13 protein-coding genes and 2 pseudogenes are annotated in these 16,070 nt (G+C 67.8%); 6 read left to right on the top strand and 9 right to left on the bottom strand.

Translation table 11 applies throughout. The annotated features are described in order from the left end of the window. Positions 1-267: 267 nt before the first annotated feature. A pseudogene (locus tag AB0M29_RS43785) lies at positions 268-937 on the top strand (IS3 family transposase); the annotation flags it as partial. Positions 938-1,019: 82 nt separating this feature from the next. On the opposite strand, the gene AB0M29_RS43780 reads toward AB0M29_RS43785, so the two are convergent. The 3 genes from AB0M29_RS43780 to AB0M29_RS43770 form a co-directional block, all read right to left on the bottom strand. Continuing rightward, a complete protein-coding gene (locus AB0M29_RS43780) occupies positions 1,020-1,331 on the bottom strand; it encodes a hypothetical protein (RefSeq protein ID WP_365393101.1) in 312 nt (103 codons plus the stop codon). Between the two features lie 48 nt (positions 1,332-1,379). Continuing rightward, positions 1,380-2,405 (bottom strand): hypothetical protein, encoded by a 1,026-nt coding sequence (locus tag AB0M29_RS43775; protein ID WP_365393098.1) that lies wholly within the window; start codon positions 2,403-2,405, stop codon positions 1,380-1,382. 210 nt (positions 2,406-2,615) lie between these two features. Beyond that, positions 2,616-3,785 carry a serine hydrolase domain-containing protein gene (locus AB0M29_RS43770; RefSeq protein ID WP_365393095.1) on the bottom strand — a complete coding sequence of 390 codons (1,170 nt, stop codon included), beginning with the start codon at positions 3,783-3,785 and terminating at the stop codon, positions 2,616-2,618. A gap of 185 nt (positions 3,786-3,970) precedes the next feature. Here AB0M29_RS43770 and AB0M29_RS43765 point away from each other — a divergent pair, with 185 nt between their 5' ends. Then, entirely contained in the window at positions 3,971-4,132 is a 162-nt protein-coding gene (locus AB0M29_RS43765) for a hypothetical protein (protein WP_365393092.1), read from the top strand. Here the strand turns inward: AB0M29_RS43765 and AB0M29_RS43760 are convergent. Then, entirely contained in the window at positions 4,119-5,384 is a 1,266-nt protein-coding gene (locus AB0M29_RS43760) for an ISL3 family transposase (RefSeq protein ID WP_365393090.1), read from the bottom strand. The genes AB0M29_RS43765 and AB0M29_RS43760 overlap by 14 nt on opposite strands. Further along, positions 5,282-5,617 carry a transposase family protein gene (locus AB0M29_RS43755; RefSeq protein ID WP_365393103.1) on the bottom strand — a complete coding sequence of 112 codons (336 nt, stop codon included), beginning with the start codon at positions 5,615-5,617 and terminating at the stop codon, positions 5,282-5,284. Before AB0M29_RS43755 ends, AB0M29_RS43760 begins: the two co-directional genes overlap by 103 nt. A gap of 1,120 nt (positions 5,618-6,737) precedes the next feature. On the opposite strand from AB0M29_RS43755, the gene AB0M29_RS43750 reads away from it, so the two are divergent. Next, positions 6,738-7,109 carry a type II toxin-antitoxin system RelE/ParE family toxin gene (locus AB0M29_RS43750; protein WP_365393087.1) on the top strand — a complete coding sequence of 124 codons (372 nt, stop codon included), beginning with the start codon at positions 6,738-6,740 and terminating at the stop codon, positions 7,107-7,109. After that, a complete protein-coding gene (locus tag AB0M29_RS43745; protein ID WP_365393084.1) occupies positions 7,106-7,408 on the top strand; it encodes an XRE family transcriptional regulator in 303 nt (100 codons plus the stop codon). The genes AB0M29_RS43750 and AB0M29_RS43745 overlap by 4 nt, the downstream gene beginning before the upstream one ends. A gap of 174 nt (positions 7,409-7,582) precedes the next feature. Here the strand turns inward: AB0M29_RS43745 and AB0M29_RS43740 are convergent, their stop codons facing one another. Both AB0M29_RS43740 and AB0M29_RS43735 read right to left on the bottom strand, forming a co-directional pair. Beyond that, the gene (locus AB0M29_RS43740; RefSeq protein WP_365393082.1) at positions 7,583-7,885 is read right to left on the bottom strand and encodes a hypothetical protein; all 303 of its coding nucleotides are present in this window, start codon (positions 7,883-7,885) and stop codon (positions 7,583-7,585) included. Positions 7,886-8,074: 189 nt separating this feature from the next. Beyond that, positions 8,075-8,516 (bottom strand): annotated as a pseudogene (locus AB0M29_RS43735) (transposase family protein); the annotation flags it as partial. A gap of 408 nt (positions 8,517-8,924) precedes the next feature. Between AB0M29_RS43735 and AB0M29_RS43730 the strand changes: the two are divergent. Both AB0M29_RS43730 and AB0M29_RS43725 read left to right on the top strand, forming a co-directional pair. Beyond that, positions 8,925-9,281: a hypothetical protein gene (locus tag AB0M29_RS43730; protein ID WP_365393079.1), complete on the top strand. Its 357-nt coding sequence runs from the start codon at positions 8,925-8,927 to the stop codon at positions 9,279-9,281. Then, a complete protein-coding gene (locus AB0M29_RS43725) occupies positions 9,275-9,571 on the top strand; it encodes an SDR family oxidoreductase (RefSeq protein WP_365393076.1) in 297 nt (98 codons plus the stop codon). The genes AB0M29_RS43730 and AB0M29_RS43725 overlap by 7 nt, the downstream gene beginning before the upstream one ends. Before the next feature lie 386 nt (positions 9,572-9,957). Here AB0M29_RS43725 and mobF read toward each other — a convergent pair whose 3' ends face one another. Together mobF and AB0M29_RS43715 are read right to left on the bottom strand one after the other, a co-directional pair. Beyond that, entirely contained in the window at positions 9,958-14,622 is a 4,665-nt protein-coding gene (gene mobF / locus AB0M29_RS43720) for a MobF family relaxase (protein ID WP_365393074.1), read from the bottom strand. A gap of 836 nt (positions 14,623-15,458) precedes the next feature. Then, positions 15,459-15,713, bottom strand: a complete 255-nt coding sequence (locus tag AB0M29_RS43715; RefSeq protein ID WP_365393071.1) for a hypothetical protein — start codon at positions 15,711-15,713, stop codon at positions 15,459-15,461. Between the last annotated feature and the right edge of the window lie 357 nt (positions 15,714-16,070).

Below are 16,070 nucleotides of genomic sequence, written 5' to 3'. Positions count from 1 at the left end.
CCTCCTCACCAACCAAATCAACGGCACCAACCCCACCCCCAAAGAACTCCTCCACGAACCCGAACTCGTCGTCCGCCACTCCACCGCCCCCGCCCACCAGGGCGGCCTCGCCCAGCCCGGCCTTCGCGCGGTCGGCACCGACTGACCATCTGGCCGCAACAGCAGGGGGCAGCCGGTCGGTACGGCCGAGGACGACGCCACCGGCACCCGATGCACGGTTGGTGACTGGTGGCCCTGGCTGACGGCCTTCACGAAAGGCTGCCGGACATGCCCCGCGCCTACCCCGCTGAGTTCCGTGCCCGCGCTGTTGCATTGGTGCGGGAATGGAGTGGTTGCGCCAGGACGACATCGACAACGGCCGGCGCCCTGGCAGGGTCTCGGAGGAGTCCGCAGAGCTGCGTGCAGCGCGGCGACGAATCCGTGAGCTGGAGACCGAGCTTGAGATCGTCCGCAAGGCCGCCGAGTTCCACGGCGAGGACAAGCCGACCCCAAAAGGCTCTACCTGGTGATCGACCGTCTCGTCGATGCCGGGGCACCGGTCGACCGATGCTGCCGGATCCTCGGGGTCGCCCGGCAGAACTACTCCAAGCACAAGCGCACCCCGACCACACCGCGGCAGATGCGACGCGAGTGGCTGACCGGGCTGATCCGGGAAGTCCACATCGCCTCACGCGGAACCTACGGCTACCGCCGCATCCACGCCGAGCTCACCCTGGGCATGGGCATCCAGGTCTGTTCCAGGACCGTGTCGGTGCTGATGACACAGGCCGGGATCTACGGACTGCCCGGACCGGTGCGGATCAAGCGCCTGCGGGGCGTCGTCACCGCTGATGACCTGGTCAACCGCAAGTTCCATCGGCTGCGACCCAACGAGTTGTGGGTCACCGACATCACGCAGCACCACACCAGGGAAGGGTGGGTGTACTGCACGGCGGTCCCCGTCGTCCGTCCTCCTGCACGCCGTGAAGCACGCAGGAGGACGGATGGTGCCGGGAGTTCCGCAGAGAGCGGCCACAGGGTCAGAAGGTCCCATTGGAGACCGAAATCGCCCCGTTCGCCCTGAGGTAGCGGATGAGATAGGACTCAGCTGCGTTCTGTGCGACCTGTTCTTCGCGCCCGTCGTAGCTTTGCTCGCTGGCGTCGAGATAGGTGTGGCCGTCGGTGAAGCGAGCCTGCATGTTGATGATTTTCGCGGCGTGGAATGGTCCCCAGTAGGCCCCACCGGACGAGGCAAGCGAGTCCAGTTGGCCGTAGGGGCTGCTGACGCTGCTGTAGAGCACGTCCATGGTCAGGTAGTTGATCCGGGTTCCCGGCCCCCAGTCGTCGCCCATCGGGTAGTAGATGTCAGTGAAGTCCGTCGCTGTCGTGTCGGTGCTGTGTTAGATGTGACCTCCCGGCGAGGCGATGGTGGGCCTGATCAGCGAGTCGACGTTGTACTCATCCGGTTTCGCACCGGGCGTCCAGGTCTGGTCGACGAGCGCCTGGTAGAAGACGCCGCCGCGCACGTCCGCGTAGGGAGTTGCCCGGTGGGCCAGCGACTGGGTGACAACACCGAGCCCGGTCTCGATGGGGAACGCCATGTAGTCCGGGTGGATGATGTTGTGATTGGTCAGGGTGCCGTCGTCGTATGAGTCGGACCCCTTCAACCAGGTGCTCAACGTCTTACCGTTGACCACCTTCACACCATTTGTACTGGTGACATCGCTCGGACGCGAATACGACGCCAGCGAGATCTCGATCCGCTTCTGCATCCAGGCGCTGTAGTTGACGTGGTTTGGCAGCATCGCCGTGGCCACCTGCAGGATGTTCCCGTCCCAGGCGACCTCTTCGGCCTTGCTGTCGCCCGGGTAGCGGACGCGGCCAGTGAGATCGCGGTAGTAGGGCACGGTCCAGCCGATGAAACGATTGGCTTCGGCTTCGACCAGGTTGCGCACCTGGGTCTGTTCGGTGGGGGTGAGGTAGTCCCAGAAGATCCAGCCGGCCAGGGCAGTCTGGGCGGCCCATTCGGCTGTCTGCCAACCAGGCCCTCCAGAGGCAGGCGCCGCGGCGGGAGTGCCCCATCCGCCGGTGGCGGTGTTCGAGTAGTGCGCGTGCGCCAGCGACGCGATGAGCTTCTCCGTCTCGGCCTTGGCCGTGGCGAGCGGGACGCCTGTCGCCGTGGGGTTGTACTGCCCCAGCCGGATCGATGTGGCCAGCGCCACGGCCTCAGCGGTGGCCGGCCGGATGTTCGGCTCGTCGGTGCCGCCGAAGTCCAGGTACTGGTTGCCGCTCTGGCTGTCGAAGTGCTTGACCCAGTTCCACCATGTGGTGATGGCGTACTTGTTGGAGTTGGACAGGATCTGCCCGACTTGCAGGGACAGTGGGTCGTTGGGTGTGGCCGTGAAGGTACTGAAGGCGATCGGCACCACATTATTGTCGGCTGCCGAGACGGGGGCGGCTGGCACGATTACGGCAGAGACGATGAGGGCGCCTCCGGCGACAGTCGCGAATGTCCCATGCCATCGCGAACGCCAGCCCATCAGTCGTATAAATACCTTTCGCATCATCTGTCTCCTGTTGTGTGCTGCTTGCCACGCGCCTTGCGTGGCAGTCGATGGGGCGGCTGCGGGCACCCCTTAGCCGAGGCATTCCCGCAGTGCCGCGGTGAGTCTGTTGGCGCGGCCGTCGGCGGGGCCGCCGCCCATCTGGTTGTTCACGTAGGCGAAGCCGAGGCCGCCGTCCGCGTCGGCGAAGGCCAGTTCACCGCCCGCACCGTCGTGCCCGAACGACGCGCCCGAGAGCAATGGCCGCTGTCGACTGCCGTCCAGCATGAATCCGGTGGAGAACCGGGCGTCGGGAGCGGACGCGCCGCCGTACCAGTCGTCGGCGTCCGAACGGGGGGTCAATGCGTCGGCGACGCTGTCCTCGGTCAACAGGCGGACTCCGTCGATCTCGGTGACGGCCGCGGCGAAGATGCGCGCCAACCCGGCCGCGGAGACGATTGCGTTGGCCGCCGGGATCTCCATAGCGTGGACGGCAGGGGAGTTGAAGCCGCGATCGCCGTCGATGAATCCGATCGGGAAGACAGAGCCCAGTGTCAGCGACCGGCGCAGGTCGTGATCGGAGATGTGTGACCCGGGCGACGTCAGCGGGTCCTCGGGAAATCCCGGCGTCGGTTCCAGGTAGGCCACCCGGCCCCGCTGTTCTCGCGGCAGGCCTATCCAGGCATCGGCCGACAGCGGGTGCGCGATCAACGAGGCGAGCAGCCCCCCGGGGGTATGCCCGGTGATCCGACGCAGTACCTCGCCGGTCAGCCAGCCGAACGTCAGCGGGTGATAGGCGTAGGCCGTGCCCGGCTCCCAGAGCGGCGCCTGCTCTGCCAGGACGTGCACCATCGGGTTCCAACCCGCAAGCGCGTCAAGGCTGATGTCCTCGTCGGGAGCGATCAGGCCGGCCCGATGACTGAACAGTTCCCGGACGGTGATGTCCTCCTTCCCAGCTTGGCCGAACTCCGGCCAGTACCGGACGACTGGTGCGTCGAAGTCGAGACGGCCCTGCTGATGGATCAGGTAGGCACACAGCGCGACCAGCCCCTTGCTTACCGAGAAGACCGGGACGATAGTGTCGTCGGACCAGAGCCGACCGCTGCGTCGGTCGGCAACACCCGCGTAGAGGTCCACGACCTTGCGACCATGACGGTACACAGCGCAGGCTGCGCCGATCTCGTGGCCCGCCTTGAAGTTGGCGCTGAAAGCGTCAGCGACGGCGCCGAAGCCTTCATCGGCGAGTCCGTTGATCCGAGTCACGTGGTGTCCGTTCTGATCGGAAGATCTGCCCGCATCGGGCGCAAGTGGTGGGCACTGCCCGACTTTTGACAAGGTGATACCGAGGCCTCGGCACTGCGCCGGGCCTTAGTAGGTGTGGTTCGGTGTGGTCGGTGTACTAGTAGTACTTCGTTAGGTTGCTTTGATCGCACGGTCAGCAGTGGTGCATGCTGTCGTTCGTGGATCTTGCGGAGATCGAGCAACTGCGGGCGAGCCTGCGTGAGTTCGTTGCCGAGGTGTTCGGATCGTTGAAGCGCAAGGACCTGATGAGGATCTTTGAAAACGGCTCTGGCCGTGATTCCGATTCCGTGAAGGTCATGGCTGGGTGAGGACGCGGGCTCGGAGGAGGTCGAACGATGCCCTCCCATACATGGCTCTTTTGATGGTTTTCAACCTGTTGACGTAGCCCTCGACGACGCCGGAACTCCAGGGCAGGGTGAGGCTGGCTGTGACGGCGTCGAGGTCGCGGCGCAAGGAGCCAGCGAAGCCCTGCATCGGTTTGGGGGCGTCCTGTTCGGCCTGGCGGATCCATTCCATGAGGAGTTGTCCGCGCTGGTTGCGGAGGAGGTCGGCGAAGGTGCGGGCGAGGTCGCAGGCGCGGGTGATGTCCGGGCAGGCGAGCCGGACGTCGAGCAGGCGCTTCTCTTGGCGGTCGGTGAGGGTGTCGCGGGGGCGCATGATCCAGGAGGTGATCTTGCGGGGACTGAGTATGTCGGGCCGGACGGGTTCGGCGGTGCCGGCGCGCAAGGCGGCCAGGTGCTTGCGGACGACCTGGATGCTGCCGCGGTAGCCGCGTTCGCGCAGTTCCAGGAACAGGCGCCTGCCGTCTACTTGGTCGAGGCTCTCGGTGAAGCGGGCGTTGAGGTAGGGCTTGAACGGTTCCAGTACGCCGTTCGGGCGTCGCTCGTGGACGGAGGCCAGCAGTTCGTCGAGGGCGGTGTCGCGGAAGCGGCGTACCGTCTTGCGGTCCAGGTCGAGCCGGCGTGCGATGGCGCTGATCGTCCAGCCCTTGTCGACCGGGCGGTGGATGTCCTCGTAGCAGTGGCGGGTGCGCTTGATGACCTGTGTGCGGGGCAGCTCCGGCGGCGGCAGTTCCAGCAGCACCGGCTCCGGCACCTTCGTCACGACCTCCTCCTCCGCGTGTTTGCGCAGGCAGGCGCGGTGCTGGTGACAGGTCTTCTCCACCGCGGCGGACAGGTTCTGCAGCAGGTGCCACTGGTCGGCGACTTCCAGCGCATCGGGGGCGGCTTCGCGGACGGCCCTGGTGTAGGCGGTGGCCCGGTCGCGGCAGACGATCTCCGCGCCGGGGTGCTCGGTCAGCCAGGCGGCGAGGGTTTCCGCGGTGCGGTCCGGCAGCACGTCCACGACCCGGCCGGCCTCCACGTCTACCAGCACAGTGCCGTAGGTGCGGCCCTTGCGGAAGGCGAAGTCGTCCACGCCCAGCACCCGCGGTGCCCGGTCCGGCACGGGCGGCGCCGTCAGCAGTGCGAGCAGCCGGCTGCGGCCCGCGGCCACCCGCAATTCGCGGCACAGCCGCTCACCCGCCGCCCGCCCAACTCCACGGCGATCGACCGCAACCACGCCTTCAAGCCTAGGCTCGACCTGCGGTATCGCTCGGTGAGCCCGTCGACCTGTTCGACGAAAGTCTTGCGCGAACAGCTCCTCCGCTCGCAGAAGTACCTCCGCACCCGTAACCGGATCACCACGCGCTTCGAGCCCAACGGCCGCTCGGCCAGGCGCCGCCGGTACGAACTGTGCACCCGCCGCGCCCGCCACCGGCAATCCGGGCACCGACCCGACCGGCACGTGGACACCGCCTCCACCACCAACCCGTCGAGCGACTCGCTGACCTGCTCGACACGCACACCGACTCCGGAAAACAACACATCTTCAACCGACTTGAGCGCCACGCGACGAAAGACCGTGAAGAAACGATCACGCGTTCCACCCCGCTGACCTGGGGTTTCACAGAACTCCAGACAGAGCCAAATTCAAACAGCGTCATCACCCACAAGCAAGGGCAGTGCAGAGCCCTGCCCGAACACCCCGACGGGAGACCGCCTGGCGCCGGAACCGCTGGCAAACCTGGCGACAAGCGACCACACCCGAGCCAGGAGAGAGCGCCCAGTTCAGCGCACCCACCCCGGGTTTCAGGGGCCCAGCGACACGGCCGGAACCGACACCCTGGCGCCGTCGTAGCCGTCGACACGAAGTCGCGGCTTATCCCAGCTCAGAGAGACCTGCAGCCCCTCCGGCGGCAGCAAATCGTCAGCATCGGCGTCAGAGGACTCCACGAGATCATGGCGGCTACCAAAGCCCCGACCCGCGGGATGGGCACGTTCTTCAAGGAGTGCGAGCACCCGCATTCGAAGTGGTCCAAGTGTCCCCACGAGTACAAAATCAGGCACCGCAGCGCCGCCAGCACGGGCTTGCTAGCCCCCGCCCCGCGGTGGCTGGCCGGTCCCCGCGCGGACAGCGACAAGGTGGTTGCGGGCCGCCTTGTCCCTGCCACGGAAGAGTGCGAACGGCCACGGGGACCGAAGGAGGCAGCGTTGACACACTAGCTGCATGAGCGGACCGTTAGTGACCCGAAAGATGACAAAAGCCCACCGGGTCTCGCAGGCTACGGAAGGATTCTCCCGGTGCGAGCGGGGGGTGGTCCGCCGATCCGGTGACTTGAGGTTGCGGAGAGGATCCGCACAGGAATCGCGACCGGGCCGAACGTGAGGGCGTGGCTCGCGATAGGCGCAGACCTCAGAACCTCCCGGGAGCCCTCCCCACGTAGTCAGGCTCGGCCGGGCGTGGCATGCGTGCAGGTCGGGGGCATGGCGGCGGTGCGCCTAGCCTCAGGGCCTGGACAGCTGAACTGGCGGTCATCGCGGGGATCCAAGGAATAACTTGCACCGCATATCCACTGTAGCGCATACTTGCTGCATGCAGTGGGAAGTCCTTCTTCACGAGGAAGTCGACAAGTGGCTCCTCGACCTCACCCAGAGTGATCCCCACACCGCAGACGAGGTCGCCGCCGCTATCGACAAGCTCGCTGAGGACGGACCAACCCTAGGACGCCCCCTCGCAGACCGCATCCACGGCTCTCGGCACCACCACATGAAGGAGCTCCGCCCCCGCACCAACGGGAGCGGCGAGATCCGAATGCTGTTCGCGTTCGATCCTGACCGCCAGGCCCTCATCCTGGTCGCAGGCGACAAGCAAGGCGCCTGGAGTTCGTGGTACACAACCAATATCCCCATCGCAGATGATCGCTACGACGAGCATCTCGACAGCCTGAAGGAGCCGAAGCCATGAGGTCCTGGAAGGAGATCCGGCCCGAGGTCGTGACCGACCTGGACCGGGTTGCCGAACACCGCGAAAAGCTTGACGCCGAAGTTCGTGCCTACCGGCTTGCCGAAATCCGCAAGGAGCAGGATCTGACGCAGTCCGATCTCGCGAAAATCATCGGCATCACACAACCGAATGTGTCTCGCCTGGAGAAGGGCGAGCTGGATGCTGCTGCGCTCTCTACGATCCGCGCCTATGTCGAGGCCCTTGGCGGAAGCCTCCGGATGGTCGCCGACTTTGGAGATCGCCAGCTCCGCATTCAGTGATAGACGCCGTTGAGCCCCCGGCCTCGAAGGTCGGGGGCTTCCTTGTGACCGCTCACACCTCGTTCTCCCCGCGCGCGGAGAACAGACGGTGATCGTAGGAGCCAACTGGTACGAGGGCAGGCCAGCTCTGCTCGCGTGGAGAACGGGCCAGATCAGCGCCTGCGGCGCCTCGGCTCAAGCCAGGGCCAGTACTGACGGCTGCCAGAGACGAAGCAGCCGCTCCAGGTGTGGGCCGCCGGCTTCCGCCAGAGTCCGGGCTCCGACGCGGTTGCCGGTCAGCTCAGCTTTGCTCCCCGCAAGCGCCCGCAACGAGAACGTCATCCGCACGCCCCAGCTACTCCCCCACGTCATCTCCGTGGGTGAACTCGGGGCGCCGAGATGATCGGCCTGGATGACATCGCCGTCACAGCCGACGCCCGCCACTTCCACCTGATCCGGCGATCCACCGGGCGCACTCTTGATGTGCGCGTCCTCCACGTACTCGAAGCCGCCGCCCAGACCCAGTGTCGGCTTACAAGGCGTTCGGCTTCGGGGCCGCAGGCCGCCTGCCATACCTGCCCCGCTTGCGCTACCGCCGCACGATGCTCGCCCCTCGAAATCCCCTGAACAGGCCAGACGCAAGATCGTCAGGACTTTGAATCAGCCGGGTCCGTACAGGCAGCCAGGAAGCTGCAGCAGCACACGCAATGCGGTATGTCGGGACACGCGCATGCCCAGGGCCGATAACGCCCGCGCGCCAGCGCGGCTGGCAAGCTCGCGAAGCACCGCACTGACCTGCGAGGACAGTCGGGGCGTGCGACGCTGGTAGCGCTCGAGGATGCCGGGCATAGTTCGCGGAACCCCTGGCGGCAGCCCCGCGTCGGGCAGACCAGGCGCCGGACCTGGACCACCACGACGGCCCGGCGTGCGTCCGCGGTCACGTCCGCCACGGTCCGCCGCGGTAGCCGTGCACCCGCTCGGTCTCGACACCGCAGGTCGGGCAGGCGACCGAGCCTGCCGGCGTCCGGGCGCGGACCTGGATCAGCAGCACCTCGTCCGACACGCTCTCCACGACCAGCGGCGAGAGTCCCGAAAACACCGTGTCCGCAAGCTCATTGGCATCAAGCACGACGCATCGTCACACGATGACGCTCTCCGTCACTACCAAATGTGCGACAGAGCGGCAAACCGTACAGACCCCGAAGACCATCCGCAGGACGTGCTCGGTGCAGGTCAAACTCACCTTAGGTGCGGCAGATCGGTGAACCGACGAACTTAGTCGCCCTGGTGAGATGGCCCGTCAGCCAGGGGCTCGGGAGCTGAGGGTCCGTAGTTTTACGGATGCATCCGATGTGGCGGGAAGGCAGGATGACGCGAAACGCCGCTCAGCGATCATGTAACCCACTCGCGGGCCTACGAGTCTGCCTGGAGAGACTCGAGGTAACCCTGCCGGGCCGCTCCAGGCAGCCGCTGCGGTGAGCAAGCTCCACGAATGCAAATCATCATGACTACGAGCGGTGACGCCGAAGGAGACGCCATGACGACGATCTGGGTTGTGACCGTCCCCACCACCGAAGACGGCTCGCGGGAACTCATCCGCGCTGAGGTACTCACCAGTTTCACTGGTAGCGCGCAGAACGTGCTCGCGGTCCGGCCCGGCGCGCAGCTACGGGTAGCGCTCGCCGCCGGTGCTGCGGATAGGCCGCTGCCACGCGGATTCCACGTTTCGTTCGTTCAGATTCTGGACCTGATCACGCGAACGCACAGCGACCGGGACAAGGTCGTCAGCGCGGCGTTCGACGACGCCGAACAGGGATGGCAGTGGACGGTCGGGGACGCCTTCGTCCTGACCGCAGGACAGGGGGCCTATGGCCCGAAGTCATCCTCATGCTGAGGAAGATCCTGGTCCGCCGACCCATCGGCCAGCCCCGCACCCGGCCCGTCGCCGTCGCCGTCGCCGTCGCCGTCGCCGCAGACAATGCCTACTCCTTCGTCGACACACCCGGCACACAGGACGCCTTGTCCGACACTGCCTTCGCGCCGACGTCGAGCGGTGCATCGCGGGCCCGCACCGCATTGCAAGCCAAGGCGACATCACAGGGGCTTCTGTTCCTCGCCTCACCCGCCGCTGACTTCGTGACCGGGCACACCCTGCTTGTAGACGGCGGCTGGACGGCTCGTTGACTCAACCCGTGGGTGCGAGTGGCACTCCAACGCTATCGCTACCCAGGCAACGACGCGTGCACGATTGTCTACACGCGTAATTGATCTACGTGGTTGCACTGATGCAGGTGCGGCACGTGCAGCGGCAATATGAACCACGCGTCGGCCGCACGCGCCCGCCTGCTTCTCGGTACCCCCGTCCGGAAGCAGGCGGGTTGCACTAATAGGGGCATTGCGGACCTCTATGGGAACACCTGAAGTGAGACGGCCATCTGACGGCGCAACGCGTCGGGGGTCTCATGCACCTGATGATCTCCGCTTCGGTGGCTTCGCGTGCTTCGGCCGTCGATCAAGCGCTCCGTGCGGCGCGGCGCTCCAAGGCTTTCACAGACTGTGCGGTGTCTGCGTCAGGCTCCTGGCGATCGACCCGGCGTGGGAGGCGGGGGCTGGATTCGCGACGTTACGGAGTCCTGGCCGCGATGACGGCTGCCGGGGGTTGGGGTGGGTGCGGATGCGGCGGTGCGGGCGAGTATCTGCTCCAGGCGGGCAGTAATGCGGGTGTGCTGGTAGCGGTCTACGGCTTCACTTAGCTGGTCCCATTCATCGGCGTCGGTGACTGCGCCGATGTCAGTGGTGTCCTCAGCGTTCGGGCGGGGACCGAGTGGATCATGCCCCGTCAGGTGGTGGCGTTCTCGGTAGTGACTGAGAGCGCTGACGAGACTCGTGTAGGCGTGCTGTTCGTCTTGGTCGGCGGCACCAGGTGGGGAGAGGCGGTCCAGCCATGAGTCAGGCGATGGCTCCTCGCCGAGGACCGCAGCGAGGGCCGCTGCCGCGTAGGCGATGTGCCGAGCCGGGAAATTGAGCGGCGCCGAGCCAGGGACGTGCAGGGCGGGCTGCACGAGCCCGTTGGTTGCGGAGTGGTCGCCACGATGGCGGATCAGGAGGGGGCGGATGCGGCGTTGCAGGTCGTCGTAGGCATGAGCCGCGTCGGTGGTGGTGGGGGGCGGGCCTAGACCGGGAACGGTGGGTTCGAGGTGGCGGCGCCCTCGCCACAGTTCGACAAGCGCAGCCGTGGTGTGCCAGGACTCCCGATCATGTCCAGGGCCGGCGGGTGGGGGGCCGAGCGGCTTGAGCCACGACTGGGCGGATGGAGTGGCAGCGAGGGCAGCGCCACGGTCGTGAAGGGCCCGGGCCAGGATGCGGTGGCGACGAGTGAGGTGGGAGCGCCAGTGCGCCGGGGTGTCGGGGTCGGTCATCGCGGCGCGGGAGGTGACCCAGTCCGGGACCGGCCCGGACAGGTCGGAGGTGCGAGGTGCGCCGTCGGGCAGGCGGTCGCGGAGTCGTAGTTCGGCGTCGATGCGGCCGATGACGTTGTCAGCGAGCGTGACGTGCGCGCTGTCGTGATCCTGGCGGCAGGGTGCGGCAGCCATCAGGTCGGAGATTTGGTCGGTAGCACGGGAGCCGTGGGCGGGCCTCGTCTGGCGCTGGGAGTCTTCGCGTGCCCGGTCCCGCCAAGCCAAGTCTTGGCGGATAGCGGCCTCTTCGGTGAGCGCGGCCAAATGGAGCCACGTTGCCCGCGCGGAGGCGGTGCTGGCGCCGTGGCGGGCGAAGGCGTACGCGCGGCGGGCCGCGGCGAGGTGGATTGCTAGTTCGGTGCGCGTCCAGTCGCCATGGATGCGGTCGGGCCATGCGGGATGGAGCATGCCAGAACGAGTAGTGACCGGAGTGGGCCGATCAGTCAGCGAGGCGTCGGCGCGCGGGACTCTTTCAGCCGCTGCGGCGCGCTGCTGGTTCGCGACGGCCCGCAGATGGTGAAGCTGGGTCAAGGACAGCGTTGCCAGGCGGCGCGCGGGGTCGGCGGATGCGATGGCGCGGGCGGCGTCGGCCAGGTGCCAGCGGATGCGCCAGGTCAGCAGGGCAGCCGGGTCCTCGGCACTCGCCAGGGCGTCGGCGCCGGTGTGCTCCAGGAGGCGTGGCAGGGTGAAGCCAGCCGCTTCCGCGTCGGCCAGGGCGCGGGCCAGCGCCCCGAAGGCGTCGCCGGCCAGGAGTTGGGCCGCCCGATCGCCGAGGCAGGTGTTGAGTACCGACGTCAGGCGGGCGGTGGTGGCCCGCCAGGAGATGTCGGAGAACTCCGCCGCGAGACGTGCGGGGTCGGCGGCGGTGTCCTGCAGGTCGGCGATGGTCTCGGTCGCCGACAGCGAGGGGTGGCGCCGTGCGGCGATGGTGGAAAGGACGCGGGTGACGCTGTCGCCGGGGTCCAGGGCGAGGTAGAGGCGGTTGGTGCGGGCGCCGCGCGTGAGCTGGACGTAGACGTGCTCTCGGGTCGAACGCGCGGTTGCCAGGGCATGAGAGGTGTCCACGGTCATGCCCTGGGCGCGATGAATGCTGGAGGCGTAACCGAGTTCGCAGTGCCGCATGACGTAGGCCCGCGGCAGGCGGACGCGGCCGCGGTGGGTGGTGCTGCGGGCGATGACGTCTCCCGTGCGGGTGATGCGGGTGACGGTCCACAGGTCGCCGTTCTTCACGAAGTCCCGGCGGATGATCATGGTGCGGGAGTTGCGGCGGGTGCAGATGACGTCGCCGACGAACGCTCGGTGGCCGTCTCGTAGGGCCTGGCCTCTGCCGGGGACCAACTGACCGCTCATGTGCCGCCATGCCTGGGCGCGGGCGTTCAGTTCGCGCACGGTGTCGTTGTCGGCGGCTGTCATCACTGACCGCAGGCCACGTTCGGTATCACGTTGCCACGCGGTGTGGACGGCTTCGCACATCGCCTCATGGCTGCCGGCGGTGATGCGGTCTCTGGCCCGGTACCAGGTGAAGGCCTGGTCGGTTCGGGGGCTGTCGCGCAAGAGCAGGGAAGCGTCGCCTTCGCCTGGGGTGGTGAAGCGGTGCAGGCGGTCCAGTTCCACCGCGCCGGTACGTCGGGCCACCAGTCGCAGTACGCCCCCGGCTTCGGCCGCGGCCAACTGCGAGGGGTCGCCCAGCAGCCTCACCCGCGCACCCACCTTCGCGGCGTGGGCCAGGACCTTGTCCAGCAGCAGTGTGCCGGCCATGCCTGCCTCGTCGACCAGGACCACATCGCGGTCGGACAGGTGGAACAGATCGTCGACGACTTTGCCGGAGGTGGCGCGGTCACGTTGGTGCAGCCAGGAATGCAGGGTGTGGGCGGGCACCCCCAGATCGCCTTGCAATACCTTCGCCGCACGCGCCGACGGCGCCAGGGGGATCAAGCGGCCTCCGGAGGCACTCACGGCTTTGGCCACCAGACGCATCGCGGTGGTCTTGCCCGCGCCGGCCGGCCCGAGCCCGGCGATCAGTTGCTGCTCGCCGCAGCAGAACGCGTACGCCAAGGCTCGCTGCCCGACATCCAACGGTTCCCGGTACAAGGCCGCAGTCCTGGCGAAGGTGCCGGCCGCGACCGGCGGCAACACCAGGGAAGTGGAGGCGGCCAGCAGCCGGTCCTCCGCCGCAAGGATCCGACTGGTGGTGTAGGTGCGACCGCCGATCGCACGGTAGACGCTTGTCCCGTCTGCCCGTTGCAGGTCCGGATGCGGTGGGTTGAGGTCCGGCGGTGTGATGTCGATGCAGCCGGATCCGGTAAGAGCCAGGTCGGTGATCTCATCAGCTGCGGCGCCGTCGGCGGTCAGACCGCGGGTGGTGCGCATCAGATAGCGGCGGGCTTCGGCCAGCACATGGCGGCGGTGAAAGGTGGCTCGGCGTGCGGTGACTTCTGCCAGAACTTCGGCCGCGGCCCGTGCGGTGTCGACCGCCGATTGCGTCGGCATCGCACTCGCGGCCGCACGCGCCGCGGTCAGTAGTTCGTCGACCGTCCCGGCGCCGACCGCAGCCACTGCGCGCTGCCGCCAGACGGTGAGCAGTTCCGGCAGTGGCCGTGAGGCAGGTGCCGCAGGGCGGGTACGCGCACGGGCCTGCTCCAGCAGTCGGTACCGCGTCTGCGCCGCTGGTTGTCGATCGTAGCGGCGCGCGTACTCCGCCAGAAGTTCCTCGGCCACCGCACGCACCGACTGCCCGCGTTGGTCGTACAGAGCCCTGATCTCCGGGTTGATGCCGGCGATCCGCATCACCGGCCGCTGCCCTGGGGTGACCTCCACGGTCTCGGTACGCACACCCAGCGCCGCACAGGTCAGCTCCAGCGACCGTTGGTTGTACAACTCGCTGGCATTGACCACTTCGCGCAGGAGGAGCCGTGAGTCCAGCGTTCGCCACCGTCCATCGGGCCCCTGCACCCGGGTGCTGAGCACCGCATGGTCGTGCAGCATCGGATCCCCAGCCCGTGATGCGTAGTGCCGAAACCGGGCCACGATCAGTCCCGGTCGCGCCTTCTCCTGCGCCGCGCCGCCCGGCCCCGTACGCACCGCCAGCGCGTGATCCTCGAGATACGCCAAGGTCTCGACGATGGCCTGCTCGTGAGCGACTTCCGCTATCGCGCGCGCCCATGGTGGCAGCAGCGCCCACAACACCGGGTCGGGAAAAGAGAACACCAGATCCAGCCCGGTGCGAGAGATGCGCTGCGGGCCCGACCGGGCGGCGGCGAACCGGCCCAGTTCCGCCCCGTCGGCCGGCCTTCGCCGGTACTCCTCCTCGAAGTGCACGGCCGCGATCCGCAGGCGCACTTGTCGCCGTTCTCCTGCCGTCAGCGGCCGACACCGCTCCTCTTCCACCGCCTCGACCACTTCCTGCACCGCACGGTCCAGCGGACTGCTCTCCGACAAGTTCAGGACCGGCGGCCCCAATCGCGCAGCCCGCCACGCACGGCCCCTCGCCGCGGCGCTCACCGTGCCATCGCCGTCTCGCAGCCCCGCGGCGATGATCGAGCCCGCATTCGGGTGGAGGCCTAGGCCGAACAGCGCCTGCATCTGATCGGCCGACACGACCCCCGATACCCCCAACGCGGTCGCGCCACGTCCCTGCCAACGCCCTTCTGGCACCGCGGCCAGGAGCGGTCGCCCCGTCCTCAGACGGTGCGGCGACTGGGCCCCATCCAGGGCACGGCCGCGCAAGTAGTTCCAGTACCGGTAGCCGCTACCGGCCGAGATGAACTTCAGCCTCATGGTCACCGCACCACGCAAACACAGTGCCGACAGCACCCCATCGCTGCTGGGCCCCAGGCCCCGTCCCACGGCTCCGCGATCCATCCTCGCGTGCCGCCCCACGGGATTTCCCGACCGCAGGGCGCCGCGGACCGTCCAGGTGCCAGAGGTGCCTCAACAACTCAACGCCCGGAGCAAGAGGTGCGGACCTCCCCCACCCGCCCGCCGCCCCAAAGCACCAGCGCCCGCCACTCACCAGTCCACACGCCACACCGCCCCAGGCACCAGTACCCGACGCACTCCTTCGCATCCGCTGCACTGGGTCGCCCCGCCGAGCGCGGCACGGCGAGAATCTGGGCGCGGCGCGGCGCGGATGCCGAACACCGGCTGACGGATGCCGCGGATGCGGCGGTGGCTGAGGAGGCAGGTTGAGACGATTGGGCCGCGGTGCCGGTTGTTCGGTGAGGCGTCAGCCCCTGGGGTCAGTCGGAGATTCGTGGCTCGCGCCTTCTGCCGGCGGGCCAGAAGAGGCGGGCGCGCATCTGCTGCGTGAGGTTCCCAAGGAGTTCGCGCAGCCACGGGTTGTGGGCGGCTGGTAGCCGGACCAGGGTGTGCTGGAATGCTTCCGGATCGATCCGAGATGGTGGATGGGGGTGCGGCGGGCGGGGGTCGTCTCGGAGGACGTCGTCGGGTATGGCGCCCGATGCGAGGACGGGCAGGTGCGTTTCAGGGAAGGACAGCGGCACGAGGAGTATGGCGGCGTCCACATCAGTGGCGGGCAGTCCCTGTCCGGCCAAAATGGCGCGGTGCGCCGGCGGACCCGCGGGCAGCAGGGCGTCGAGGGCGTGTTGGAACGCTTACTCGATCAGGCCGTCCGGCATCATGACCGGTCGGCCTTCCGAGGGCGCCAGCAGGTGGGCGAGTGCCTGGCCGGCCGCCGCCTCCCGCTGTGGGCTCCACGACCACCAGTTGTACGATCCGCACCGTGTTCCCCAACTGTTGCTCGGCTCGAACGGGGGTGTGCTCTTGCCCTGAGCGGTCAGTTCCTCCCAGGACAGCGATACGCCGTCGGCGCCATGGGGTAGGAGGGCACGGCGTCTGGGGCGAGCCACACCGCCTACCAGAGCAAGCAGTCATCGATCCGGCTCGCCACAGGGAAGCCGTACGCCTCGCACTCCATGTTGGGCCCGTCTGCCCCGTCGAGGCCACAGCGTGCGGCCGCTGCGGTTCTCGGGGATCAGCACTGTGCCTCGGGTGTCTCCGGGATGACGATCGCGCCAGGCGACCCGTCGGAGAGGAAGTAGACCGGGGCGTGGATGCTCTGGGTCGTCGCCTCGTCCGTACCGATCTCCTCCCACGTTCGCCGCGGCGGCCCTAGTAGTGCTTGGTCAGGTTGGTATCGGGGTGGGTATGTCTTGGTGGCAGGTGGGGCAGGCGCCGGCCCAGAGTGCGAGGAGGGTCTGCAGCTC

Source organism: Streptomyces sp. NPDC051976 (assembly GCF_040680795.1).
Lineage (GTDB): Bacteria > Actinomycetota > Actinomycetes > Streptomycetales > Streptomycetaceae > Actinacidiphila.
This window is presented reverse-complemented; position numbering and strand designations above follow the sequence as displayed.

What these genes read in the sequence shown, in the direction of transcription:
- mobF (WP_365393074.1), bottom strand. Translation starts at nt 14,622, where the DNA reads ATGAGGCTGAAGTTCATCTCGGCCGGTAGCGGCTACCGGTACTGGAAC.
- AB0M29_RS43750 (WP_365393087.1), top strand. Translation starts at nt 6,738, where the DNA reads ATGCAGTGGGAAGTCCTTCTTCACGAGGAAGTCGACAAGTGGCTCCTC.
- AB0M29_RS43780 (WP_365393101.1), bottom strand. Translation starts at nt 1,331, where the DNA reads ATGGGCGACGACTGGGGGCCGGGAACCCGGATCAACTACCTGACCATG.
- AB0M29_RS43745 (WP_365393084.1), top strand. Translation starts at nt 7,106, where the DNA reads ATGAGGTCCTGGAAGGAGATCCGGCCCGAGGTCGTGACCGACCTGGAC.
- AB0M29_RS43765 (WP_365393092.1), top strand. Translation starts at nt 3,971, where the DNA reads ATGCTGTCGTTCGTGGATCTTGCGGAGATCGAGCAACTGCGGGCGAGC.
- AB0M29_RS43725 (WP_365393076.1), top strand. Translation starts at nt 9,275, where the DNA reads ATGCTGAGGAAGATCCTGGTCCGCCGACCCATCGGCCAGCCCCGCACC.
- AB0M29_RS43730 (WP_365393079.1), top strand. Translation starts at nt 8,925, where the DNA reads ATGACGACGATCTGGGTTGTGACCGTCCCCACCACCGAAGACGGCTCG.